Source organism: Oxalobacter paeniformigenes (assembly GCF_027158465.1).
GTDB lineage: Bacteria > Pseudomonadota > Gammaproteobacteria > Burkholderiales > Burkholderiaceae_D > Oxalobacter > Oxalobacter paeniformigenes.
In genome coordinates this window covers 1-26518 of record NZ_JAMKYL010000009.1, presented here as the reverse complement: position 1 = coordinate 26518, position 26518 = coordinate 1, and the positions used below count along the sequence as shown (strand labels likewise).

At 54.1% G+C, this 26518-nt stretch carries 23 protein-coding genes; 14 read left to right on the top strand and 9 right to left on the bottom strand.

What is annotated here, in order from left to right:
* Positions 1-25: 25 nt before the first annotated feature.
* Positions 26-883: a hydroxyethylthiazole kinase gene (gene thiM / locus NAI64_RS08600; protein WP_269299638.1), complete on the top strand. Its 858-nt coding sequence runs from the start codon at positions 26-28 to the stop codon at positions 881-883.
* Positions 884-917: 34 nt separating this feature from the next.
* On the opposite strand, the gene NAI64_RS08595 is transcribed toward thiM, so the two are convergent.
* The 4 genes from NAI64_RS08595 to NAI64_RS08580 all read right to left on the bottom strand — a co-directional run bounded on the left by NAI64_RS08595 (position 918) and on the right by NAI64_RS08580 (position 5452).
* Positions 918-2357, bottom strand: coding sequence for a DUF4139 domain-containing protein (locus NAI64_RS08595; protein ID WP_269299636.1), 1440 nt, complete (start codon positions 2355-2357; stop codon positions 918-920).
* Between the two features lie 156 nt (positions 2358-2513).
* Positions 2514-3800 carry an O-acetylhomoserine aminocarboxypropyltransferase/cysteine synthase family protein gene (locus NAI64_RS08590; protein ID WP_269299634.1) on the bottom strand — a complete coding sequence of 429 codons (1287 nt, stop codon included), beginning with the start codon at positions 3798-3800 and terminating at the stop codon, positions 2514-2516.
* A gap of 71 nt (positions 3801-3871) precedes the next feature.
* Positions 3872-4672 carry a formate dehydrogenase accessory sulfurtransferase FdhD gene (gene fdhD, locus NAI64_RS08585; protein WP_269299632.1) on the bottom strand — a complete coding sequence of 267 codons (801 nt, stop codon included), beginning with the start codon at positions 4670-4672 and terminating at the stop codon, positions 3872-3874.
* A 9-nt stretch (positions 4673-4681) separates the two neighbouring features.
* Positions 4682-5452, bottom strand: coding sequence for a TOBE domain-containing protein (locus NAI64_RS08580; RefSeq protein ID WP_269299630.1), 771 nt, complete (start codon positions 5450-5452; stop codon positions 4682-4684).
* 94 nt (positions 5453-5546) lie between these two features.
* On the opposite strand from NAI64_RS08580, the gene modA reads away from it, so the two are divergent.
* The 4 genes from modA (at position 5547) to NAI64_RS08560 (ending at position 9703) form a co-directional block, all read left to right on the top strand.
* Positions 5547-6308, top strand: a complete 762-nt coding sequence (gene modA, locus NAI64_RS08575; RefSeq protein ID WP_269299629.1) for a molybdate ABC transporter substrate-binding protein — start codon at positions 5547-5549, stop codon at positions 6306-6308.
* Between the two features lie 11 nt (positions 6309-6319).
* Positions 6320-6991, top strand: a complete 672-nt coding sequence (modB, locus tag NAI64_RS08570; protein ID WP_269299627.1) for a molybdate ABC transporter permease subunit — start codon at positions 6320-6322, stop codon at positions 6989-6991.
* Positions 6988-8076: a molybdenum ABC transporter ATP-binding protein gene (gene modC / locus NAI64_RS08565; protein ID WP_269299625.1), complete on the top strand. Its 1089-nt coding sequence runs from the start codon at positions 6988-6990 to the stop codon at positions 8074-8076. Before modB ends, modC begins: the two co-directional genes overlap by 4 nt.
* Positions 8077-8248: 172 nt before the next feature.
* The gene (locus NAI64_RS08560) at positions 8249-9703 is read left to right on the top strand and encodes an aldehyde dehydrogenase family protein (protein ID WP_269299623.1); all 1455 of its coding nucleotides are present in this window, start codon (positions 8249-8251) and stop codon (positions 9701-9703) included.
* A 72-nt stretch (positions 9704-9775) separates the two neighbouring features.
* Here NAI64_RS08560 and fdhF read toward each other — a convergent pair whose 3' ends face one another.
* Positions 9776-11932, bottom strand: a complete 2157-nt coding sequence (fdhF, locus tag NAI64_RS08555; RefSeq protein WP_269299621.1) for a formate dehydrogenase subunit alpha — start codon at positions 11930-11932, stop codon at positions 9776-9778.
* 45 nt (positions 11933-11977) lie between these two features.
* Entirely contained in the window at positions 11978-12520 is a 543-nt protein-coding gene (locus NAI64_RS08550) for a 4Fe-4S dicluster domain-containing protein (RefSeq protein WP_269299619.1), read from the bottom strand.
* Positions 12521-12840: 320 nt separating this feature from the next.
* On the opposite strand from NAI64_RS08550, the gene NAI64_RS08545 reads away from it, so the two are divergent.
* Positions 12841-14946, top strand: coding sequence for an FAD-dependent oxidoreductase (locus tag NAI64_RS08545; protein ID WP_269299617.1), 2106 nt, complete (start codon positions 12841-12843; stop codon positions 14944-14946).
* A 19-nt stretch (positions 14947-14965) separates the two neighbouring features.
* Here NAI64_RS08545 and mobB read toward each other — a convergent pair whose 3' ends face one another.
* Entirely contained in the window at positions 14966-15490 is a 525-nt protein-coding gene (gene mobB / locus NAI64_RS08540; protein ID WP_269299615.1) for a molybdopterin-guanine dinucleotide biosynthesis protein B, read from the bottom strand.
* A gap of 53 nt (positions 15491-15543) precedes the next feature.
* Entirely contained in the window at positions 15544-17346 is a 1803-nt protein-coding gene (locus NAI64_RS08535; RefSeq protein ID WP_407946927.1) for an ABC transporter substrate-binding protein, read from the bottom strand.
* A 128-nt stretch (positions 17347-17474) separates the two neighbouring features.
* Between NAI64_RS08535 and NAI64_RS08530 the strand changes: the two genes are divergently transcribed.
* The 6 genes from NAI64_RS08530 (at position 17475) to NAI64_RS08505 (ending at position 24761) form a co-directional block, all read left to right on the top strand.
* Positions 17475-18440: a bifunctional riboflavin kinase/FAD synthetase gene (locus NAI64_RS08530; protein ID WP_269299614.1), complete on the top strand. Its 966-nt coding sequence runs from the start codon at positions 17475-17477 to the stop codon at positions 18438-18440.
* A gap of 61 nt (positions 18441-18501) precedes the next feature.
* Positions 18502-21414: an isoleucine--tRNA ligase gene (gene ileS / locus NAI64_RS08525; protein ID WP_269299612.1), complete on the top strand. Its 2913-nt coding sequence runs from the start codon at positions 18502-18504 to the stop codon at positions 21412-21414.
* Positions 21415-21473: 59 nt separating this feature from the next.
* The gene (gene lspA, locus NAI64_RS08520; protein ID WP_269299610.1) at positions 21474-21974 is read left to right on the top strand and encodes a signal peptidase II; all 501 of its coding nucleotides are present in this window, start codon (positions 21474-21476) and stop codon (positions 21972-21974) included.
* Between the two features lie 43 nt (positions 21975-22017).
* Complete coding sequence (gene coaBC / locus NAI64_RS08515; RefSeq protein ID WP_269299608.1) at positions 22018-23208, top strand: bifunctional phosphopantothenoylcysteine decarboxylase/phosphopantothenate--cysteine ligase CoaBC; 1191 nt, start codon at positions 22018-22020, stop codon at positions 23206-23208.
* A 9-nt stretch (positions 23209-23217) separates the two neighbouring features.
* Positions 23218-23667, top strand: coding sequence for a dUTP diphosphatase (gene dut, locus NAI64_RS08510; RefSeq protein WP_269299606.1), 450 nt, complete (start codon positions 23218-23220; stop codon positions 23665-23667).
* Between the two features lie 17 nt (positions 23668-23684).
* On the top strand, positions 23685-24761 hold the full coding sequence (locus NAI64_RS08505) for a M48 family metallopeptidase (protein WP_269299604.1): 1077 nt from the start codon (positions 23685-23687) through the stop codon (positions 24759-24761).
* A 192-nt stretch (positions 24762-24953) separates the two neighbouring features.
* On the opposite strand, the gene NAI64_RS08500 is transcribed toward NAI64_RS08505, so the two are convergent.
* Positions 24954-25580, bottom strand: coding sequence for a LysE family translocator (locus NAI64_RS08500; protein ID WP_269299603.1), 627 nt, complete (start codon positions 25578-25580; stop codon positions 24954-24956).
* A gap of 253 nt (positions 25581-25833) precedes the next feature.
* Here NAI64_RS08500 and rplM point away from each other — a divergent pair, with 253 nt between their 5' ends.
* Both rplM and NAI64_RS08490 read left to right on the top strand, forming a co-directional pair.
* Positions 25834-26262, top strand: coding sequence for a 50S ribosomal protein L13 (gene rplM, locus NAI64_RS08495; protein ID WP_269299601.1), 429 nt, complete (start codon positions 25834-25836; stop codon positions 26260-26262).
* Positions 26263-26271: 9 nt separating this feature from the next.
* Positions 26272-26518 (top strand): 30S ribosomal protein S9 (locus tag NAI64_RS08490; protein ID WP_269299599.1); only part of this gene is annotated, 247 nt, incomplete at its 3' end.

The following is a 26518-nucleotide window of genomic DNA, read 5'->3' as shown; positions in this document are numbered from 1 at the left end:
TTATTTTCAACGACAAGGCCATGCCATGACCAAACCAATCCTTCTTGCTGAAACCCTCTGGGACGACGTTATCCGCGTCAGGGAAACCGCCCCCCTGATTCACAACATCACGAACCTTGTCGTGATGAGTTACAACGCAAACATTCTGCTTGCACTGGGAGCGGCCCCCGTCATGGCACATGCTCTGGAAGAAGTCGCCGACATGTCCGCAATCGCCGACGCGCTGGTCATCAACATCGGCACCCTGCAACCCGACTGGGTCGCTTCCATGAAACTGGCCGCAAAAACAGCCCGTACACACGATATTCCCGTGATACTCGATCCGGTAGGTGCAGGTGCCACAGCCTACCGCAACCGGGTTGTCGAGGAAATACTCACAGAAGCGCAGCCGAACATCATCCGTGGCAACGCATCGGAAATCATGAGCCTTACCGGCTCGCAAGCGCCGACCAGGGGAGTCGAAAGTACCGAATCATCCGATCATGCCCTGCATGCCGCATACAAACTGGCCACCCGCATCGGGGGTACCGTCTGCGTTTCCGGTGCGACCGATCATATCATCGATGAAAACGGCAGAATCGCCAGCCTGTCCAACGGTCATCCCTGGATGACCCGTATCACCGGAGTCGGCTGCTCTGCTAGCGCCATGACAGGCGCTTTCGCAGCTATCCAGCCCGACCGCTGGCAAGCGACAACCGCTGCCATGGCATACATGGGTGTTGCCGGAGAAATCGCTGCAGAAACGGTAATGGCTCGAGGACAAGGCGTCGGTTCCATGCAGATCGCATTGCTCGACACCCTGCAACTGATGAAACGGGACGACTTTCTTGCACGCATCAAACTGATCGCGAACGACAAACTGACGCCTCACAAGCGTGCGTGACGATATTTTCCGTCACTGATACGCCTGAAATCACTCATTCCACCCGTACCGTATAACGCAACACCGCTTCCCCCGCAGCCGGTACTGTGATATCCCACACGGCCGTCATGCCATCCCGGCGATGTATCACATTCTCGGAAATTATCTGCCATTTTCCGGGAACCGGTTCACGAACCTGAACGATAACCGGTCGATCTTTTGCGTTGCGCAAACGGATTTCATACGAACTGTCATACCGTGGCGGAGCACCTGACGGTACAGCAATCCGTTCAAACCGGAGCTGTTTGCGACTTGCCGTCACATGAAAAGACTCACCCATAGACAAACTTGCCGATTCGCCCACCGGCATATGCGGTACACGGCTTTCACCGGCAAACTGCATGTTTCCATGACGATCGGCCTGATAAAAACGCACAATGCCGGCAGGTATCGGAAAGCCCAGACCATCACGCGAACTGTTTTTCCATTCCACACGCTGAACGACCGGCCAGATCCTGCGCATCCCGGGCAAACTGCTGCGATAATAATAACTTTCCCCCTCGAGAACCCACTTGCGTTTCACCTTTACCGAACCTGCATTGAAAAGCGCATACTGGCATAACTGGCGATCCGGCAACGTAACCTTTCCGGGCAACTCATATCGGTAATAATCACCCGATCCTTCGCCGGGTACCATATTGGCGACCGTCAAGGCATCCCGCTTCATGCCGACCGAAGACATCATCACGCTTTCACCACCGGAAACGCGATTCAGATTCCCCGCTACCAGCGTCACCTTGACATCCTTGAGCGACATACCGCTATTGTTGGCAAGCGCAGCCCTTCCGGACAAACTCATGGCATCGTTTTCCTCATCGAACCGTGCGACATAATCGGCTTGCCAGCTGATACCACGCGTCAGATAATCCAGCTCCAGCACCGCGCCATCACCGGTACGGTTCTCCCACTCGACCGTCAGCGACGAATCATTGTTCAATCCATCCGGCAGCCTATCGAAAACCAGACGTCCGGGAAGTCCCGTTTCGATACGGTCACCGATTTCAAGAACGACTCCATCCTGAACCGACAGGATGCGTGCATTTTCTTCCGTCTCACGGCCCGTCACCGGATCGGTCCTGACGATCCTGACCGTTTTACCCACATGCGCAGCCAGAAGCGTTCGTGGAGACAAGCGTTCATGATCGTAAGCGATCCTGCCGACATCGACAGAACGCCCATCACCGTCAAGCAACATGACCGTTTCCGGCAAAATACCATCACTGATACCGGAAAAACGCACCGACACATTCCCGGAAGGCAACGATAGCTGCCTGCGCTCCCTGACCAGCGCCCTGTCATGTTCATAAACCGTCAGAGACATTTCCCGCCTGTCCGTCACATCCGACGACAGCACTGCAGTCGCATGGGCAAACGGCATCACCAGAAACAGTACAAACCAGCATGATTGCCGAAATACCTGCATGAATACCCCCATTCTCCATTCCGTAAAGCCAGCCTGACAGAACTTGGTCTGCCGGTTCCTTTTTCCATTTTGCGGCACGACCTGTCAGGAAGTACCGTTTTTTACGTCTGGACACAAAAAAGGGCATCCTGACGGATGCCCTTTTTGTCTTTACGAAAAAAAAGCGGATCAGATCACCGACAACGCCTGATCCAGATCGGCGATCAGGTCGTCTGCATGTTCCAGTCCGATCGACAGGCGAATCATATCTTCGCTGACACCTGCTTTTTTCAATTCTTCCGCACTCAGCTGGCGATGCGTCGTCGAGGCCGAATGGGTCGCCAACGAACGCGCATCCCCGATATTGACCAGTCTGGTGAACAACTTGAAGGCATCCAGCACTTTTGCGCCAGCCTCGCGTGCACTCATGCTGCCCGATGGTTTGACACCGAACGACAACAGGCTGGGAGCCTTGCCGTTCATATATTTCTGAAGCAATGCATGATCCGGATGATCCGGCAATGCCGCGCAATTCACCCAGGAAACTTTCGGATGATCATGCAGGAAACGGGCAATCGCCAGTGCATTTTCGCACGTTCTGTCCATACGTAACGGCAAGGTTTCGATACCCTGCAAAATCAGGAAAGCGTTCATCGGAGACAGAGCTCCCCCCATATTGCGCAGCGGAACCACTCTGGCACGTGCAATATAGGCCGCATCACCGAACACATCCGTATAAACGACACCGTGATACGACACATCCGGTTCATTGAGACGCCTGAATTTTTCGCGATGTTCTTTCCAGGGGAACTTTCCACTGTCGACGATGCCGCCGGCCAGACTGTTGCCATGACCGTTCATGGATTTCGTCAGCGCATGCACCACAATATCGGCACCCCATTCAAACGGACGGCACAGATACGGTGTCGGAACGGTATTGTCCACAATCAGCGGAATACCGTGCGCATGCGCGATATTGGCCAGTTTCTCGATATCGGTTACGTTTCCCAGCGGATTGCCGACCGATTCACAGAAAATCGCCTTGGTGCGACTGTCGATACGTGCCGAAAAATCGTCCGGCAACAGCGGATCGGCAAAACGGACTTCAATACCATATTGCGGGAAAGTATGGGCAAACAGATTATAGCTGCCGCCATAGAGTGTACTGGACGCAATGATATTGTCACCCACTTCCGTAATGGTCTGGATGGCATACGATACCGCCGTCATACCGGATGCCAGCGCCAGCGCGCCGACACCGCCTTCCAGTGCCGCAACCCGTTTTTCCAGCACATCGTTGGTCGGATTCATGATACGGGTATAAATATTCCCCGGTACTTTCAGATCGAACAGATCTGCGCCGTGCTGTGCATTGTCAAAAGCATAAGCCACCGTCTGGTAAATCGGTACCGCAACGGATTTGGTCACAGGATCCGGCGAATAGCCGGCATGAATGGCAAGCGTTTCAAATTTCATGGCAATTATCCGAATGAAAATAATATAGACAATTTTATATTGTACAGACTGTGCCGCGGGCCGGCGAAAATTCAGACCAGTCTGTGTGAATGCGTATAAACCGAAAGACCGTTTTTCCTGACAAAGCCTGCAAGCGTAATATTGGCGCGATCCGCCATCCGGATCGCCAGCGCCGTCGGCGCCGATACGGCCGCCAGCATTCCGATACCCGCCATCGCGCACTTCTGGACCATTTCATAACTGGCACGGCTCGTCACCAGCGCAGCTCCCTGACTGAAATCCTTTCCTTGCGCGGCCATCGCGCCGATCATTTTGTCCAGCGCATTATGCCGTCCGACATCTTCCCTGACAAAAGACACCGTTCCCCCAATATCGAGCCATGCAGCCGCATGCGTCGCCCCCGTTTTCATCTTCAGCGTCTGCCGTTTTTCCATTTCGTCAAACGCGGCATGCACGACACCGGCCGCAAATACCGGCGCATTTTGAACAACCGGCAAAATACGGACAGCCTGTGACAAGGAATCCGTTCCACACAAACCGCATCCTGTCCTTCCGGCAAGATTGCGGCGGCGCATTTTCAGATTGCCGAACGACTCGCTGGCAATCGTCAGCTCTACACGAATCCCGTTTTCCGCCTCGACGATTTCACAGTCATAAACTTCATTCGGTCCGCCGACAATCTCTTCCGTCAGAGAAAAACCCAGTGCAAAATCTTCCAGATCGGCAGGCGTCGCCAGCATCACCGCATGGGAAATTCCGTTATACACCAGGGCGACCGGCACTTCCTCTGCCACAATATCCACCGCCTGCTCACAAGTCCCCGGACGCCAGCGGACAACCGCAACATCCGACAAAACCCTATTCCCGTCCATACGCTCCTCTCATGGCAACAAGGCCACAACGACAGCCGATTCATCCACAGACGCCAGAATCTGCATTCCTGTCCTGATATGTTTCGATGACGACGCAAAACCGACCAACTGCAGCCCGGGCAACAATTCGATCGTGACTTCATCCTCTTTTTCACCTTCGGACACGCGCGTGACCGTTCCCTGAAACTGGTTCGCCACCGACAAATCCCCGGAATCCACCTCATCGAATACCTTGACAGCCGTTGCCTTACACATTGCCAGCACAGCCATTCCGGGTTTCAACGCCAGCAGTTCCGCGCTGGTACGGGTAATGCGTGCGACCAGCACCGACATGTTTTCATGAACCTGCAGACAGACACGGACGATCTGCCCGCTCATCTTCAGCCCCTTGACCCTGCAAGGCAAATAGTTGCGCATACTAGTTCTGATCGACAAACGCGAAAAACGGGCATCGAGGGTATCTGCCTTGTCTTCCTGAAAGCGGCTCAACACTTCCTGCCGGTTTTTCTCAAGCACACTGGCGATTTCCAGAAGACGTGATCCTGCATCTGTCAATTTCGCACCACCGCCACCGACACCGCCTACCACCTTTTCCACCAGAGACACCCCGGTCAGGTTGGTCAACGTATCAATCGCCTGCCATGCCGCCTTGTAACTGATCCCCGTCTCACGGGCCGCCTGTGAAATTGACCCTGTCTCCCCGATTTTCCGGAGCACCTCGATACGCTTGTCCGCCGTACCATGTCCAAATGCATTGGCAAGAGAAACCGAATCGTTCATTTTTTCGTCAATTTTTCAAAAAAGCAAAAGTTTGAACAATACCGAATTGTTCTGTTAGAATTCGCTATTCCTTTAATGAATAGCGAGGCCAATCATGTTCAAAACCTTCCGACTGCCCAAACTGGTATTGGGGCTGCTGATGCTGTGTGCATCGACAGTCGCACTAGCTGAAACCGTCCACGTCGCGGTCGCCGCCAACTTCGTCGAACCGCTCAAAAACATTTCCGGACAATTCGAACAGGCAACCGGCCACAAGGTCATGATAACCGGCGGATCAACCGGCAAAATTTACGCACAAATCAAAAACGGAGCGCCTTACGACCTGTTTCTGGCAGCTGATGCGAAAACGCCAGCCAGACTGGAACAGGAAAACGCTATTGTACCCGGAAGCCGCTTCACTTACGCGATCGGCAAACTGGCGTTATGGTCCGCAAAACCGGATTACGTCGATCAACACGGCGAAATCCTGAAAAAACAGTCGTTCAACCACATCGCTATCGCCGCTCCCAAGCTGGCGCCATACGGTCTGGCGGCGATGCAGACTCTTGAAAAAATGGGACTGGACAAAACGCTGCAACCCAAAATCGTCCAGGGCGAAAACATCGGGCAAACCTACCAGTTCATCGCATCCGGCAATGCCGAACTGGGCTTCGTCGCCCTGTCGCAAATATACAAGGATGGCAAGCTGAAAAACGGTTCTGCATGGATCGTCGATACCAGTTACTACCAGCCTATCCTTCAGGACGCTGTCATGCTTGAAAGAGCGAAAAACAATGTCGCCGCAACCGAACTGATGCACTATCTGAAATCGGACGTCGCCCACAAGGTTCTCCGCTCTTACGGCTATGCCTACTGATTGCCACGATCATGCCTGAAGTCGATCTGACCGCCATCTGGCTGACCCTGAAACTGGCCACACTGACCACGGCCATCCTGCTTGTCATCGGAACACCGCTGGCATGGAATTTGTCCCATACCAGAGGATGGTGGCGCGGCCCCGTCAATGCCATCGTGACATTGCCTTTCGTACTGCCGCCGACAGTATTGGGATTTTACCTGCTGATTCTCATGGGGCCGAACGGCCCTGTCGGCAAGTTTTGCCATTGGATCGGTTTGCCAACCCTGCCTTTCAGCTTTTCAGGCCTGCTCGTCGCCTCAGTCGTTTATTCACTGCCCTTTGTGGTACAACCCTTGCAAAATTCATTTGAAACGATCGGACGGCAACCGCTGGAGGCTGCAGCGACATTGCGTGCTTCCCCGCTGGACACTTTCTTCAGCGTAATTTTGCCTCTGGCCAAACCGGGTTATCTGACCGCCATCGTCATGGGATTCGCCCATACCGTCGGAGAATTCGGTGTTGTTTTGATGATCGGCGGGAACATCCCGGGAAAAACTCGCGTTCTTTCGGTCTCGATATACGACCACGTCGAGGCACTGGAATATGCACAGGCACACTGGCTTTCCGCCGGCATGCTGGTTTTCGCGTTCCTTGTCCTGCTCGCCCTGTATCTTCTGAACCCTAACAAACGCCGCTCATGAACAGCCTGTACCTCAAGGGAACCGTCCGCTATCCCGATTATGAGCTGAACTTCGATCTGTCGCTCCCCGAATCGGGTATTACCGCACTCTTCGGCGCTTCCGGTGCAGGAAAATCCACCCTGCTGCGTGCGGTCGCCGGTCTCATCAAACCCGAAAACGGCATCATCCGGTTCGGCGAAACCGTTTGGCAGGACGACACTGCCGGACTGTTCATCCCGACACACAAACGTTCGCTCGGTTTCGTTTTCCAGGATGCGCGCCTGTTCTCTCACTTGAATGTCACCGGCAACATCCGGTACGGAATGAAACGTATCCGTACCGAACAACGACGCATATCGCTGGAAAGAGCCGTCGACCTCCTTGGGATCGGCCATCTGCTCGACCGCATGCCGGACACTCTCTCCGGCGGAGAAAAACAGCGCGTCAGTATCGCACGCGCGCTGGCGACCAGTCCGGACATCATGCTCATGGACGAACCGCTGGCTGCGCTCGACATGAAACGCAAATCGGAAATTTTGCCCTATCTCCAGCGTCTGAACGAAGAACTCGGTATCCCCATTCTGTACGTCAGCCATGCACTGGAAGAAGTCAGCACGCTGGCCGATCATCTGGTCTTGCTTGAGCATGGACGAATACTGGCGACCGGGAAAACCGGCGATATGCTCACCCGTCTCGATCTGCCGCTTGCCTACTACGATACCGCCTCTGCAATCATTGAGGGAAAAATCATCGCCGAAGATACCCGATTCAGTCTGAGCACATTGTCTTTCCCGGGCGGACTCATTTACCTGCCGACAGGCAATTTCAGCATCGGCAAGCATATCCGCCTGCGTATTCAGGCACGTGACGTCAGCCTGACGACACAAAAGCCCGAACAGACCAGTATCCTGAATATCATCGAAACCACCGTTACCGGCCTCTCACCGGAATCAAAGGGCGAGGTTATGGTCGAACTTGATGCAAACGGTACCCGACTATTGTCGAGAATCACCGGCAAATCCGCCAGTGTCCTTAAACTGGACATTGGAAAACCCGTTTATGCCCAGATCAAAGGCATTGCGATTCTCGAATCATTCTCCGGATAACGCCGGATTTCACCAGCCAGACGCAAAAAAAGCCGTGTCCGGCTGAAAATTAAATATCCCGTTATAATGGATAAAAATAATTCTTATTCCGCCATTGCGTTACTTTACAAAAGCGACAGACGGCGTTTCAAAACAATCCGAAAAACATGACAGTTACTCAATGGAGGCTTCAATGAATGACAACAAAAAAGTTCCGCAATACGAATTGCTGATCGATGGCAAATGGGTGACTCCCGAAAGCGGACAGTACTCCACCATCCTCAATCCTGCGACAGAAGAAGTCATCGCTCATGTCGCCGCCGGCAGTGAAAAAGATGTCGATACCGCAGCGAAAGCGGCACGCGCTGCCCTCAAGGTCTGGAACGGCATCACGGCTGCAGAACGCGGCAGAATACTGAACCGGCTGGCCGATCTGCTGGAAAAAAATCAGGAAGAACTGATCATGCTGGAAAGCATGAATGCAGGAAAACCGATCGCCAGCGTCAGACGGCAAGACATGCCTGCCGCCATCGACACGCTGCGTTACTATGCCGGCTGGACCGACAAGATCATCGGTCAGGTCATTCCGGCCAGAACCGATGCACTGACCTACACCGTCCGCGAACCGGTCGGCGTCGTCGGCGCGATCGTTCCCTGGAACTTCCCGCTCATGATCGGCATCTGGAAAATCGCGCCTGCATTGGCATGCGGTTGTACTTTGGTCGTCAAACCGGCTGAGCTGACGCCGATGACCGCCATTCGTATCGGAGAACTGGCACTGGAAGCCGGAATCCCGCCTGGCGTACTCAACATCGTGACCGGCAAGGGCAGTGTCGTCGGAGATGCCATGGTTGCCCATCCGCAAATCGACAAGATCACGTTTACCGGCTCGCCGAAAGTCGGTCGCGGCATCATGCAGGGTGCGGCTGTCAACTTCAAGAAAATCACGCTTGAACTGGGCGGCAAATCGGCCAACATCATTTTCGACGATGCCGATCTCGACAGCGCGGTTCGTGGATCGGCCTCCGGCATTTTCTTCAATGCCGGACAGGTCTGCTCTGCCGGTTCGCGTATTCTTGTACACAAGAAAATCCACGACGAAGTGGTTGACCGCCTGATCGAACGTGCGAAACATATCCGGATCGGCGATACGGCATCCGACGACACCATCATGGGGCCGCTGGTTTCGCGCAACCAGATGAATACCGTCATGGATTATATCGATATCGGCAAAAAAGAAGGTGCATGCGTAGCCTATGGTGGCCAGCGTGTCGGTGACAAGGGTTTTTATGTTTCGCCGACCATCTTCACCGACGTCCAACATGAAATGCGGATCTCGCAGGAAGAAATCTTCGGCCCGGTCGCCAGCATCATTCCGTTCGAGGATGAAGAAGACGCCATCCGGATCGCCAACGGCACGGCTTTCAGTCTGGCGGCCGGCATCTGGAGTGCCGATGTCACCCGCATCCACAAAGTCGCCCACGAATTGAGAGCCGGTACGGTCTGGATCAACACGTACGGTTACACCGACGTCCGCCTGCCATGGGGCGGAACAGGCGAATCCGGTTTCGGACGCGAACATGGTGAAGCAGCACTGGAAAACTTCACCGAACCGAAAACCATCTGGCTGTCGCTGCTGAAACGTTAATTTCCGGTTCACGCAATAAAAAACCTCTCCGTTTCCGGAGAGGTTTTTTTAATGGCTTTTCAGGCTTGCCTGTCAGGCTGCAACGACATTATCGGCCGTTTCCGCAAGTCTTTGCTTGAGCCTGTCATATTCCTGAACCAGATACTGCTCTGCCCACTTCTGGTCCTCGATCGGAACGACACGAACGGCACTGTACTTGTATTCCGGTGTCTTGGAATAAGGGTCAAGATGTTCGACAGTCAACTCGTTACATGCGCCGATCCACCATTGGTACGTCATGTAAATGGCACCACGATTGACCCGTTCCGTCACCATGGCACGGGTAATAACCTTGCCGCGACGGCCTTCCACCCAGACCAGCTGCTGGTCCTTGATACCCAGTTCCCTGGCATCGAGCGGATTCATCTGCGCGAAACCCGGTTCATCGGCCAGTGTCGCCAGCGCCGGACAATTACCCGTCATGGAACGACAGGAATAATGCCCGACTTCACGAACCGTGGACAGAATCAGCGGGAAATTCTCGTCGATCTGATCGACCGGCGGCCGCCAATCCGCAGCGATAAGCTGTGCCTTGCCATTGGGTGTCGCGAACTTGTTTCCCTTGTACATCCACAATTCGCCCGGATCGTCCAGTGTCCGGCACGGCCATGGCACATAACCGAAGCCCGCCATCTTCTCGTAAGTCGCACCGTAATACAAAGGACACAACTCACGCATTTCATCCCAGATTTCCTGCGTATTGTTGTACTTCATCGGATAACCCATCGCGGTCGCCATCAGGCTATGGATTTCCCAGTCTGGCTTGACATCCCCCTTGGGTTCGATCGCCTTGTAAAAACGCTGGAAACCGCGATCGGCTGCCGAATAAACCCCTTCATGTTCACCCCATGACGTTGCGGGGAACACCACATCGGCTTCCGCAACCGACTTTGTCATGAAAATATCCTGTGCGATGAACAAATCCAGTTTGGCATAGGCACGACGTACAGCCGCCAGATCGGGTTCTGTCTGGAACGGATCCTCGCCGAACAGATAAACCGCCCTGATCTTGCCTTCCTCGATATTGTGACCGACTTCGGTAATGGGAATCCCTTTCTTGCCCGGCAGTTTTTCCACTCCCCATGCCTTTTCGAACTTGGCCCTGATTTCCGGATCCTCGACAGACTGGTAACCCGGGAACTGTCCCGGCAATGCCCCCATATCGCAAGATCCCTGAACATTGTTCTGTCCGCGAACCGGACCGACCCCGACATTGGGACGTCCGAGATTGCCGGTAATGACCGCCATATTGGACAGGCCCATACAAGTTTCCACGCCCTGTCCCCACTGGGTGACACCCATGCCCCACAAGATGACGGAACCCGGAGACGTGGCATACATGCGCGCGGCTTCCCGTACGACCTTCGGATCCAGACCGGTTATCTTCGCCGTATTTTCCGGCGTGTATTTCGAAACGGTTTCCCACATCGTGTCGAACCCTTCGGAATATTTTTCGACATATTCCTTCTTGTAAAGGTTCTCCGTGATGATGACGTTGAGCATCGCGTTGACCAGCGCCATGTTCGAGCCGTTTTTCATCTGCAAATGCATGTCGGCGATACGTGCCGACTCGATGACCCGTGGATCGCAGACGATGATCTTCGCGCCCTTTTGCTTCGCCTTGATGATACGCCGCGCGACAATCGGGTGGGAATCGGCCGGGTTATAGCCGAAAATCATGATACATTTCGTATCCTCGATCTCGACGATGGAATTGCTCATGGCGCCACTGCCAAGCGTTTTTTCCAGCGCGGTGACGGACGGGCCATGGCAAACGCGTGCGCAACAGTCCACATTGTTCGTACCGACAGCGGCACGCGCGAACTTCTGCGCAATATAATTCGCCTCATTGCCCGGGCCACGTGCACAGCCACTGACGAAAATGGAATCCGGGCCGTACTTTTCGCGGATTTCCATCAGTTTCGAACTGGCGAAACGGATCGCTTCTTCCCAGGATACCGCAGTAAACGGCTCACCCCGTTTGTAACGGACCAGCGGCTGTGTCAGGCGCGGTGTCAGCAAACGGGTATCGTTCAGGAACTCCCATCCGTAATATCCTTTCAGACACAGTTCTCCCTGATTCGTGAAGCCGTTGGCGCCTTCCGCCTTGATGATCCTGTTGTTGTCGACCGTAAATTCGATCTTGCAGCCCGAAGCGCAATACGGGCAAACAACTAATGCTTTTTTCATGATTTCTCCCGCAAACCTTGCCGATTGCCCAGGACTTACCGCATATCAGCGAAATGCATCCGGAGGCAGACTAAAAGCGGATTTCTCACGTTTCTGACTGATCTTTTCATCCATCGTACCGGTATCGATGATGTGCAATGCCTTGGTCGGACAGACCTTGGCGCATTGCGGGCCTTCCGGAACATCGATACAGAAATCGCACTTGTGGGCGACACGAACCGTCTTGCGTACCGACAACGGCCCCAGTGCTGCCTGCTTGACCGGACGCGTGACGATCTGCATGGCACCGAAAGGACAGGCCAGCACGCATGACTGGCAACCGATACAACGGTCCTGGATCAGCTGGACGGTATTGTCGCGGTAAACCAGTGCATTGGTCGGACATACATTGACGCATGGCGCATTTTCGCAATGATGGCACTGGACCGGAGCGGACATGGTCAGTCCCTTGACGACTTTCAGCCGCGGATGAAAATTCTCAGGGGTGAGATCGTTTTCAGCCCCGCTGGGATGTGCCAGGACACACGCCACTTCACACGTGCGGCATCCGATACATTTGTCTGGTTCTGCAATCACAAACCGGTTCATTCTTCTGTCTCCTGTTTCTCAGGCTATTCTGGAAAGATTCATCAAAAGGCGATGACTCGTATCGCCTGCTTGCGTTCAGCAAAAAAGAGAATATCCACGATGACAATATATCGGAATTTTCAAAATCGTGCTGCGCGCCTGCATTTTGCCAAACTGCAATTATATTCGATGCATTTGAATTTCTGTATGGTACCTTTCATATTTGACATGGATTTGGTGTTAATATTGATACCTTACTATCCCGAGCGTTCGCATCAGGAAATTTTGCGCTGATGTGTGCCGGATGCAAGCAACCCCTTTCTGGCAGACTGACATTAACCATGACTACGGAAAACAGTAACGAAACCGCTAAGAAAACCTGTCCCATCAACGATATTCTTGAAAACCTGCGTGCACAACTTCATGCCGAAAATCAGCTGCCTGCGAAAATCCGCCCGGCCGTCGCACGCGTTGCGCGTCTTGTGACCGAGGTCACCCTGGGCAGAGGCAACATCACCGGCATCGACGAGCTGTCCCATGCCGTATCGGAGCTGGCTGCACTCGCACCGGAACTGGCCACCACAATCGCAGACTCGTTGAAGAACAACCGCACGGAATGGGAAAACCACATCGCAAACAACACCTGTTCTGCCGGCACCTGCTTCCTGCCGCGTTCTGCGCCCTGTCAGGTCGCCTGTCCCGCACATATCGACATCCCCAGCATGATGGCACTCGTCGGTCATGGCGACTTTTCCCGGTCCCTTGATGTACTGGCGAAGGATACCCCGCTGCCCGACTCCTGCGGTCTGGTCTGCCCGGCACCGTGCGAATACGAATGTGTACAAAATACCGTCAGCGGACAACCGGTCTTCATCCGTCCGATGAAACATGTCGCCGCTCGGTGCGCCGAAATCAGGCCCGACCTGAAAAAAGCTGCTCCGACAGGCAAGAAAATCGCCATCGTCGGCTGCGGCCCTGCCGGTCTGACGGCAGCATACTATCTGGCCCAAAAGGGACATGACGTCGAAATTTTCGACGAACGTGAACATCCGGGCGGCGTCATGCGCTACGGCATTCCGAATTACCGTCTGCCCGACTACAAGCTGTATGCGGAAATCGACGTCATTCGTGCGCTGGGCGTCAAGATTCATCTGGGTTACACCGTACGTCAGGCACGTGAATTCCAGGACAAAGGCTACGACGCCACCCTGCTCGCGACCGGCATGCAGAATTCGAAACGGCTCGGTGTCCCCGGCGATGATCAGGATTTCGTGATCGGCGGCATGGACTTCCTGTCAGCCGTCCGTTCCGGCAAGAACCCGCGCGTCGGCCCCCACGTCATCGTTATCGGTGGCGGCAATGCGGCCATCGACGTGGCCATGACCGCCTTCCGTCAGGGTGCGGAAAAAGTCCAGATGTGGTATCGCCGAAACCGCAAACAAATGCCCGCCAATCCGCATGAAGTGGAACTGGCACTGGCAGAAGGTGTCGAACTGGTCGAATTCTGGGCTCCGACCCGCATTTTCCCGGACAAGCGCATCGAATTCGAACGTTCCCGCTACGCACCGGACGCGAAGACGACGCCACCGGTTACGGTAAGAGCAGACCACATTTTTGCCGGCATCGGTCAGGAAGCCGACCTCAGCTGGCTTGACGGAACGAAGATCGAAACCAAATGGGGCAATATCGTTTGCGATCCGGTCACCCTGCAAACCGGTGAACCAGGCATCTTCGCCGGCGGCGATATCGCCCATGGCGCAAGCACAGTAGTCGCAGCGATCGGTTCCGGCAAACGTGCCGCCGAATCCATTCATTCATGGCTGATGGGCGTACCCGCCGATTTCGAATCACTGGAACCGCAACGCCGCGATCAGGTCCCGTTTTTGCCGTCCACACCGCAACAGCGCACGTCGGCCGAACGTGCCCATATTGAGGAAAACGATCCGTCCACCCGTAAATTCTCCCACGAATTCATGCAGAAAGACTGGGATGAAAAGGTCGCTGCCGTGGAAGCCGAACGATGCCTGCGTTGCGACGTCTGTATCGGTTGCGGTCTGTGCGAACTGGCCTGCATCGAAGTCGGCGCCGAAGCGCTCAAGATGGTCGAAACCAAAGGCGGACGCATGGTCTTCAAGGATTTCACCACACCTGCCGAAAAATGTATCGGTTGCGGCGCCTGTACATCCGTATGTCCGACCGGCGCCATCATCGTGGAAGACCGAGACGGGTACCGCGTTACGGAAATCACCGGCACTGTCGTCCGCAAGCAACCGCTTCAGGTATGCTCGTGCTGCGGCGAAACCTTCTCAGCATCGACTACGCAATACCTGAAAACACGCGACGAACTGGGCAAGAAAGTACTGGAAGAAAACCTCTGTCCGTCATGTGCTCGGCTCAAATCGGCCAAGTCCATGAAAGACATGCAGTGGCTGGCACAGCTGTTCTGATACTGCGCCACCTTTACGATCAGGTGGCACTGCGATTCAGCAGCCAGTCGACCACCTGATTTTCCCTGTTCAGATCGAGCCAGAGAACCGGACGAATCAAATCGTCCGGTTTTTGTATATCGGACGCCACCACTTCGATATATTTGTTTTCGGGATACATCGGCTTTTTGCCCAAGGACGGACGAAACACCTCGATACGCGGAATCGGCTCGTCACGAAACCCTTCGACCAAAACCAGATCGGCCGGCTTCATTCTTGAAACCAGTTCTTTCAGTGTCGGTTCGCGCTCTCCCCGCAACTCATGCGCCAGCATATAACGGTAAGGCGACGCCAGCATCACTTCCGCCGCGCCGGCACCGCGAATCCTCGCACTGTCTTTTCCCGGCGGTTCCAGCTCGACATCGTGATGGCTGCTCTTGATGACATTCACACGCAGCCCCATCAACGAAAGCAATGGCAGGATTTTTTCCAGTAAAGTGGTTTTCCCGCTGCCTGACCAGCCTGACAAACCGACCAGCGGATAACGCGGCACATATTGTTTCACACGATCACCTCTTGTTTGATCTCTCGATACCATACGGACATAACCGATACTTCTTATCTGACAACATCAAGATACTGCCAGTCCGACTGCATGATCGGATGTTTCTTGAACCCCAGTACACGGGGACGCACCAGCCAGTTCCGTGTTCGCGATACATGTACGACCCACGCCGTATCCGCTTCCATCTGACGATTCATCATGACATACAGTGCATTGCGTTTTTCACCGGGAGGCAACCTGACAGCCTGACGGTACAAATTATCGAAAGCCTTTGAACGATAACATCCGTAATTGCCTCGTCCGGCATTCGGACCATAGAGCAACTGCAGGAAATTCTCGCCTTCAGGATAATCGGCATGCCATGCGCCGCCCCACATCATGAGCCGGCATCCGGCCGCATCTTTCAGATTGTCGGCAAAATTGCCGACCTCGAACTCCGCACGAATCCCGATTTCATCCAGTCCCCTTTTCCAGATTTCCGACACGACACGCGAACTGGCACTGGCTTCCGTCCGGATTTTCAAGACCAGTGGCGAGCCGTCCGGCATCGTCCGGTAACCATCGGCTTGCCGCCTGTATCCGAAATAATCCAGCAACCGGGAAGCCAGTTCCGGTTCATGGGCGATACTGCTTTTGTATGACGGATCATGCCCTGCCACTCCGGGCGGAACAATCATTTCCGCTTTTTTCGCCATCCCGTTACGCAACAATTCGATTTCAGCCTGCGTGTTGTAAGACATGGCGATCGCCCGCCGCAACGCGATTTTTTCCTTGCTGTATCCCCCCGTGACAGGGTCTTCCATATTGAAAAGGGTATAAGTGATTTCCGGCTCGACCATCGCATATTGCCGGATACCCTGATCGACGAACTCCTGCTTCAAACGTCCGTTTTCCAGCGCGACCGGAGCCGCCAGTTGCGGCAATTTGTCGAAATCGATCCGTCCTTCCATAAAAGAAAGCCAGCGAGACTGCTCTTCCTCGATAATGGCGATTTCCACACGACCGATCTGCGGCATCTGTTTGCCTTTCATTTCCCTGACCAGCCGTTCATCCCATGCATCGTCACCAGGCTGGAAATCCCATACGAACCCGCGGTAATAGGGATTGGCTTCCAGCACAATCTTGCTGCGTGGCACATATTCCTTCAGCATATACGGCCCTGTACCGACCGGATGGAACGCGACACGCTCTCCATACGCTTCGACAACCTCACGCGAAACTGCAGCCAGTGCGCCATAAGCCAGTACATACAGAAAATTGGCATCCGGCGCATTGAGCCGGATACGCAAGGTATAACGATCCGGCGCCTGCAATCCGGAAGCCGGCTCGTCATAATCGAATCTTCCCATCCGCACAGCCTTTTCAGTCAGCGCATCCAGACCGGCGATCTTTCCCCGGATAAACCCGGCCGATGGCGAACGGTTGGCCGGATCGGCCAGTCGCTTGATGGCATAGATATAATCGTTTGCTGTCAATTCACGCTGCCTGCCGCCGAAAACCGGATCGGGCGCGAAATAAATATGCTTTTTCAGCCGGAACACGTATGTTTTTCCGTCCGGACTGATTTCAGGCATGGTTTCTGCCGTATTGGGCACCAGCTTTGCGGGTCTTGCCAGATAATCGTAGGTCAACAACGTTTCGAAAATGGCATCGGCCACCCAACCGGAATAGTAATTTTGCGTCCGCACCATATCAAATCCGTCATCGGCCGCCTCGAACACACTGTGAATCACCTTGTCCGGATCGGCCGCGAACGCATGGCCCGCAGTCAGCATGACATATGTCGACAACAGGAAAACCGCAACCAGCTTTCCGATGGCCGCCGATAACATGCTGTCATTTCCTCGCTTCGTCATCATATCGTTCCGTTTCATGCCGATACAAAACCACCATCCCGCACCGGTTTGGCAACCCGCACGAATCTGGCAAATCATTTATTTTAGGCATTATAATTTTATGTTTACGCTAACCTCCGAAAATATTGATGCAGGTCTTTCGCGGATTCACGGACAATTTACCACAGGGGCCACGTGCGCTGGCGATCGGTAATTTCGACGGCGTGCACCGTGGACACAAAGTGTTGCTCGCCCGATTGCGGCAAGCGGCAGACCGTCTTGGTCTGCCTGCCGCCGTCCTGACATTCAATCCGCATCCGAGACAATATTTCGCACTGAAAACCGGGAAAATGGCCGATGCACCAGCGACCATTACCCCGTTGCGCGAAAAAATCCATGCGTTATCGCAGTGCCATCTCGACGAAGTCATCATCGCCCGTTTCAACCAGACGATCGCCAGCCTGGGCGCCGAGGACTTCATCAAAAAAATCCTTGTCGACACTCTGCATGTCGAATGGCTGATGGTCGGCGAAGCCTTCCGCTTTGGGAAAGGCAGGACAGGAACGACAGACGACCTTGAAAAAGCAGGTCACCGATACGGATTCCATACAGAAATCCTGCCCGCCGTCACCGACATGAACGGCCGCATTTCTTCATCCGCCATTCGTCTCGCGCTGGAACAGGGCGATTTCGAAACCGTCGCGACACTTCTCGGGCGCCCCTACACCATCTCGGGCCATATCGTACATGGCGACAAGATCGGACGCGGGCTGGGCTTTCCGACGGCCAATATCCCGATTCGCCATTACAATCCGATATTGTCCGGCGTTTTCATCACCCGTGTACACGGCCTTGCCGACAAGCCTCTGCCCTCGGTATCCATGATAGGGACCCGCCCGACCATCGAAAGTGACCGTCATATCATGCTGGAAACCCATATTCTGGATTTCCACCGTAATTGTTACAGTTCGCTCATCGAAGTCGAATTTTTGAAAAAATTGCGGGATAATCAAAAATTTCCGGATCTTGGTGCATTGACCGCCGCCATCGGGAAAGACGTGGCCGCCGCCAGATCGTATTTTGAAAAAACACCTGAGCAAAAGTTAACTGAATAGCGGACAGAAACGGTAAAATCAGTCGCCAAGTCCGTTGCAACCCATATCAAGCGTGATAAACATGTCGAACAAACCATCAGATTCGTCCGGTAAAAAACAGTCAAGCAAAAACAAACCCGGCAAGGAATATCCGGTCAACATGCCCGATACACCATTCCCCATGCGAGGCAATCTCGCCAAACGGGAACCTGAATGGATCAAGCAATGGCAGGACAAGAAAATCTATCACCGCATCAGAAAAGCGGCTGCCGGCCGCCCGCAGTTCATTCTTCATGACGGCCCGCCCTATGCAAACGGCGACATCCACATCGGTCATGCCGTCAACAAAATTCTGAAAGATATCGTTGTCAAATCGCGCGGTCTGGCCGGTTTCGATGCCCCTTATGTTCCGGGGTGGGACTGTCACGGCATGCCTATCGAAATCCAGATCGAAAAAATGTACGGGAAAAACCTGGCGGCGACCGAAGTACAAGCCAAGGCACGTGCCTATGCCAGAGAACAGGTCGAACGGCAGAAAAAGGATTTCATCCGTCTGGGCGTACTCGGCGACTGGGACAACCCGTACCTGACGATGAACCATACCAATGAAGCCAACGAAATCCGTGCGCTGGCACGTCTGCTTGAAAAAGGCTATGTATTCCGCGGACTGAAACCGGTCAACTGGTGTTTCGACTGCGGTTCCGCACTGGCAGAAGCCGAGGTGGAATACCAGGACAGACGCGACCCGGAAATCGACGTCGGCTTCCCGTTTGCCGAACCGGAAAAAGTCGCTGCCGCTTTCGGCATGTCTGAACTGCCGCTGCCGACAGGTTATGCCGTCATCTGGACGACAACCCCATGGACCATCCCGGCCAACCAGGCCCTGAATGTCCATCCAGAATTCGATTATGCACTGGTCGAAACGGAAAAAGGCCTGCTGATCGTCGCCGACGAACGGGCTAAACTGCCGTCATCCGAAGCAGGCAAGACACTGCTTCAGAAACGCTATGGCCTGAATGTATGGAAGATACTGGCGACGGCCAAGGGTGCCACACTGGAAGGCATCCGTTTCAGACATCCACTGTACGATGCACATGAAGGTTACCGCCGTCTCTCGCCGATCTACGCCGAAGAATACGTCACGCTGGATACCGGTACCGGTATCGTCCATTCCGCCCCGGCCTACGGTGTGGACGACTTCCTGTCCTGCAAATCGCACGGTATGAAGGATGATGAAATCCTCAATCCGGTCATGGGTAACGGTCATTATGTATCCTCGCTGCCACTTTTCGGCGGCATGATGATCTGGGATGCATCGAAACTGATCTGCAATACCATGCAGGAAGCAGGCACGCTGTTCAATCTCGACATGATGACGCACAGTTACATGCACTGCTGGCGCCACAAAACACCGATCGTATACCGAGCCACCTCACAATGGTTCGCCGGCATGGACATCAAACCGAACGACACATCCCTGACCTTGCGCGAAACGGCGCTCAAGGGTGTCGAACAGACCACTTTCTATCCTGACTGGGGCAAGGCACGCCTGCAAGGCATGATCGCCAACCGTCCCGACTGGACGCTCTCGCGCCAGCGCCAGTGGGGCGTTCCGATGGCCTTTTTCGTACATCGTGAAACCGGTGAACTGCATCCGAGAACGCTGGAACTGCTTGAGGAAATCGCAAAACGTGTCGAAAAAGAGGGTATCGAAGCCTGGCAAACCCTCGATCCGAAAGAATTGCTGGGTGAAGAAGCGGCGCTATACGAAAAGAACCGCGACACGCTCGATGTCTGGTTCGATTCCGGTGCGACCCATCAGACCGTCCTGCGCGGTTCGCATGCAAAAGCACTCCGTTTCCCGGCAGACCTGTATCTGGAAGGTTCCGACCAGCATCGGGGCTGGTTCCATTCATCCCTGCTGACGGCATCCATGCTCGACGGCTGCCCGCCTTACAAAATGCTGCTCACACACGGTTTCGTTGTCGACGGCGAAGGTCGCAAAATGTCGAAATCCATGGGCAACGTCATCTCCCCGCAAAAGGTTTTCGATACACTGGGGGCCGATATTTTGCGCCTGTGGGTCGCATCGACAGACTATTCCGGTGAATTGTCCATCTCGGATGAAATTCTCAAACGCGTCACCGAATCCTATCGACGTATCCGCAATACCCTGCGTTTTCTGCTGTCCAACACAGCCGATTTCGATCCCCTCAAAGATGCTGTCGCCATCGACGACTTGCTGGAAGTCGACCGCTATGCCATCGCATCCATGAAAGCGCTTCAGGAAGAAATCATGGCTCACTACGACCGTTTCGAATTCCATCCGGTCGTATCCAAACTGCAAACCTACTGTTCCGAAGAACTGGGCAGTCTCTATCTCGACATCCTCAAGGACAGACTGTACACATCGAAGACTGTTTCGCATGCCCGTCAGTCGGCACAAACGGCACTGTGGCACATCACACATGCACTGCTGCGTCTGATGGCACCGATCCTGTCGTTCACATCCGAAGAAGCATGGCAGGCATTCGCCTCCGAAAAGGAATATGCAGACAGTGGCGAAACCCTGTTCACGCTGACGGCCTATGAACTGCCGGAAATCAGTGACGGTGCACAACTGCTCGAAAAATACAGCCGGCTCAAGGTCATCCGCGCCGATGTCATGAAACGGCTGGAAGAAGTCCGTATCGCTGGCCAGATCGGTTCTTCCTTGCAGGCGGAAATCGAAATCCGCGCTTCCGGAGACAAATACCGACTGCTCAAGAGCCTTGGCGAAGATCTGAAATTCCTGATGATCACGTCCCGTGCCGAAGTCATCGAAGTCGCGGACAACACCGAAGAATCGATCACTGTCAAACCATCCGCATACCAGAAGTGCGAACGTTGCTGGCACTATCGCAGCGATGTCGGTTCGGATACGCAACATCCGCAACTTTGCGCACGTTGTGCCGAAAATCTTTTCGGCCAGGGTGAAAAACGCCGGTTCGTCTAGGCTGTTTATATTTCTGTCGCCACCGGAATCTATTTCCGGTGGTTTTTTCAAACCGGATTATGGCAACCAGAAACATTTACTACAAAAGCAAAACCGGTATTTTGCACTGGCTGGGCCTTGCAATTGCAATCGTCCTGCTCGACCAGATCAGCAAGATCTGGATTTCCCATATCCTTCATTACGGCCAGGCCATCAGGATAACGTCGTTTTTCAACCTGATTCTGGTTTATAACGAAGGCGCCGCCTTCAGTTTTCTGGCATCCCAGTCGGGATGGCAACGGTACTTTTTCACGGCCATCAGCATTCTGGCCGTCGTCGTCATTGTGTACCTGCTGAAAAAACATGCCCACCAGCGCCTGTTTTGCCTGTCGCTGGCATTGATTCTGGGCGGAGCCATCGGCAATCTGATCGACCGCTCCCTGTACGGTCACGTCATCGATTTTCTGGACGTACACGCCATGGGATGGCACTGGCCGACATTCAATATCGCAGACTGCGGTATTACAATCGGAGCCGTCCTGTTTATCATCGACGAGCTCAAGCGCGTCAGAAAAAGCTGATCGTATCTGACACGCAAAACCATCCACAATACGGAGAGAACATATGGATTTGTCCGGCAAAAGGATTTTACTGGGTCTGACCGGCGGCATCGCCTGTTACAAATCGGCTGAATTCGCACGCGCGATGATCCGCGAGGGCGCATCCGTACAGGTCGCCATGACCGCAAATGCCATGAAGTTCATCACCCCTGTCACCATGCAGGCACTGACCGGACACACCGTCTTTACCGACTCATGGGACGATCGGCTGGAAAACAACATGCCGCATATCGACCTGACACGCCAGGCCGATCTTGTCGTCATCGCGCCCTGCTCAGCCAATTTCATGGCCAAACTGGCCAACGGCCTGTGTGACGACCTGCTCTCGACCCTGTGTCTGGCCAGACCATCCGAAATACCCTTTATGATCGCACCAGCCATGAACGCGGAAATGTGGAAGAAGCCGGCGACCCGACGCAATGTCAACCGCCTCAAGGCCGACGGCGTACTGATTGCCGGTCCTGCCTCAGGATATCAGGCCTGTGGAGAAATCGGCGACGGTCGCATGCTGGAACCTGCGCAACTGCTCGAAGAAGTGATCGCAGCGCTGCAACCGAAAAGCCTGGCAGGCCGAAACGTACTGATTACAGCAGGACCGACATTCGAACCGATCGATCCCGTTCGCGGCATCACCAACCGTTCTTCAGGAAAAATGGGCTATGCCATCGCACGCGCCGCACGCGAAGCAGGCGCCACCGTCACCCTGATATCGGGCCCCACTGCACTGGATACGCCATATGGTGTCACCCGGATCGACGTCATGACCGCCATCGAAATGCGCGATACCGTCATGTCACATATCAGCAAACAGGACATCTTCATTTCCGTCGCAGCCGTCGCGGACTGGCGTGTCGCCAATGCCAGCGGACAAAAAATCAAAAAAAACGGTGACGGCAAGACACCGGTACTGGAATTTGCCGAAAATCCGGATATTCTCGCCTCGATCGCCGCACTTCCCGACCCGCCCTATTGCGTCGGTTTCGCCGCCGAGTCTGAAAAACTGAGCGAATACGCCGAAGCCAAACGCCGCAAAAAAGGCATCCCGCTTCTCGTCGGCAATATCGGACATGAAACTTTCGGCAAAGATGAAAACACCCTGATTCTGTTCGATGAAACCGGCCATCTCGAACTGCCGCACGGCAGCAAACAGATACTCGCCCGCCAGCTGATCGATCAGATCGCAAAACGCCTTTGATATACCGCCATGAAAACGATCGACATCAAAATACTGGACGCCCGTATGAAGGAATATCTTCCTTCATACGCTACCCCGGGCAGCGCCGGTCTGGATTTGCGTGCCTGCATCCCGGAACCGCTTGTCATCGGGCCGGGCGAAACCCGTCTGGTTCCGACAGGTCTTGCCATCCATATCGCCGACCCGGGATATGCTGCCCTCATCCTGCCACGCAGCGGTCTGGGACACAAACATGGCATCGTACTGGGCAACCTCGTCGGTCTGATCGATTCGGATTATCAGGGACAACTGATGGTTTCGACCTGGAACCGCGGCGACAAGGCCTTCACCCTGAATCCGCTGGACAGACTGGCCCAACTGGTCGTTGTCCCGATACTTCAGGTCGGCTTCAACATAGTCGATGAATTCGGGGAAAGCACACGGGGTACCGGCGGTTTCGGGAGTACAGGAACCCTCTGAAGGAAAGTGAACCTACCATGAAGACACCTTTGAAATCGTTTTGGCAATTCATTCGTTCGGGCAAAACAGGATACCGGATCGTCTGTTGTTGCTGCGCCCTGCTGGTCACGGCCTGTGCCACTGACTCCACATGGATGGGCAATGAAGACATGGAGATCGAAACATCCGGGAAACCACGCCTTGAACAAGTCGTCGCCATGCAGGATCGTCTGGACAGAGTAGGTGGAAAGTTGCTGATCGGCAATGCTGCACTTTGCCGCAAACAACTGCGCAACCTGCTTGGATTCAGTGTCGCCAACAAATACTCGTATTCACAGGAACTGTCTTCTCTTGCAGCAGAAACCTATGGACTGGGTGAACGACTTCAGGTCATGAACGTCATTCCGGGCAGCGGCGCCGACCGCGCCGGTCTGCAACGAGGCGATATCTTGCTGCGCATCGGCAACAAACCGGTACCGCAAGGCGCACATGCCGAACGCGAAACCGTCGAGCTGCTTTCCTCGCTGGTATCAAACAACAAATCGCTGCGCCTTACCGTATTGCGCAACAACAGGCAGAAAAACATGACAGTCGCCCTGACACCTGCTTGCGGTTTCCGCATCGAACTGGGACAAACACCCAACGTCAATGCCTATTCCGACGGCAACCGCATTCTCGTCACCCAGGGCATGATGCTTTTCGCACGCTCAGACGAAGATCTGGCCTATGTCATCTCCAAGGAAATGGCGCATAACGTTCTGGGACATGCCAAAACGCTTCAGAACACGCAAGCGGCGACCCTTCTGATCGACAATCTGATCCGGAATCCGTCATATCAGATACAGGGTAACGGCGGACTGAAACCGGTACCGAAAAAATTCGATATCGACGCCGATACACTCAGTCTGGCCATGTCGCTGCGAGGCGGTTATGCCATCGACAACGCCACCCAATTCTGGAAACGGGTTGCCTACCGATTTCCGGCTACAAACGTCCGGAACTACACCGCACTGCACCCTTCGACATCGGCACGTCTCGAAGCCATGCCCAATGCCATCATACGTATCAAGGCCATCGACAAACGGCGAAAGGCACTGGCCACACCGAAGCAATAGGTACCATATGATGGTGACAAGCCTCCGCTCCGACGATATGCCATCTGTCACAAGCACGCCATCACACATAGCCTGACATGCAATCGCAACAGGGAATGACTGCAAGAGGGCACGTCGTTTTGACGTGCCCTCTTGCATCGGGAATCATTTACTGCGGACAAACCGACTGCCAAATAACGGCCAGACCGGTATTTACCGCTCCGTCAACAGCAACTTGATCGCCAGACCGACAAATATCGTTCCTGCCAGACGATTGATCCATCGCTGGATATTGGCAGAGCGATTCAGCCATTCTCCCAATGCACCGGCAGCCAGTGCGATCGCACCAAACACCAGAATGGCTGAAACGATGAAAACGAACCCCAGTTCCATCATCTGCAATGCAAGCAGACCCCGCGACGGATCTGCGAACTGCGGCAAAAACGCCAGAAAAAAAATACTGACTTTCGGATTGGTAATATTCATGAAAATACCGCGCCGGTACAGCTGCCCGCTTGTCAGGATGACATTGTGACCTCCGTCGATAGTCGTGGCACCGCTACGAAATGCACCCCACGCCAGATACAGCAGATAGCCGGCACCGGCCAGCTTCAAAAGCGTAAACGCCAGTTCCGAAGTCTTGAAAATAACCGCGACACCCAACGCCACGGCCGTCGTATGAAACAACAGACCGGTACAGAGCCCCATCACCACGAGAAGTCCCGCCTTTTTTCCCTGCAATGCCGATTGTGTCAGCACGAAAATATTGTCGGGACCGGGAGCGATCGCCAGAATCAGGCATGCAATGAAATACGTCCCCAGTACATCGATTGGAATCATAAAAAAACCTGCATAAAACCGGAAAATGGAAAGAATACCCGAACCCGGCTGGCAATAAAATCATTCATGACCATTTGGCACCAACGAAAAAAAACAACCTGTCTGAAGTCGACAAGCGAATTGACGTCAAGTCATTGATACGTCTATAATTTAATACTTTCCGTCCGTTCCGGAAAAATAACAGAAGGCTGTGTCCGTCCCGACAGTGGGCGGAACCACCCGTTTGAACGTGTAAACATTACAGGAAACTACTATGAAAACCTTTTCCGCCAAGGACAGCACCGTCCAGCGTGAGTGGTTTGTGATCGACGCAACCGACAAGGTTCTCGGACGTGTCGCCAGCGAAGTGGCACGCCGTCTGCGTGGCAAACACAAACCTGAATTTACCCCACATGTCGATACCGGTGACTACATCATCGTCGTCAACGCCAGCAAGCTGCGCGTAACCGGCAAAAAGACGACCGACAAGAAGTACTATCGCCACAGCGGCTTCCCGGGCGGCATTTACGAAACGACTTTCGAAAAAATGCAGCAGCGTTTCCCGGGTCGTGCACTCGAAAAAGCCGTCAAGGGTATGCTCCCGAAGGGACCTTTGGGTTATGCCATGATCAAAAAGCTGAAAGTCTATGCGGATGCAACCCATCCACACAGTGCACAGCAGCCAAAGCCACTCGAAATCTAAGGAGCAGACATGATCGGTAACTACAATTACGGAACCGGCCGTCGCAAAAGTGCCGTTGCACGTGTTTTCATCAAGGCAGGCTCTGGAAAAATCACTGTAAACGGCAAACCGGCCAACGAATACTTTTCTCGCGAAACCGGCCTGATGGTCATCCGCCAGCCGCTCGAACTGACCGACAATGTCGAACGTTTCGACATCATGGTCAATGTTTCCGGCGGTGGTGAATCCGGACAGGCAGGTGCAGTTCGTCATGGCA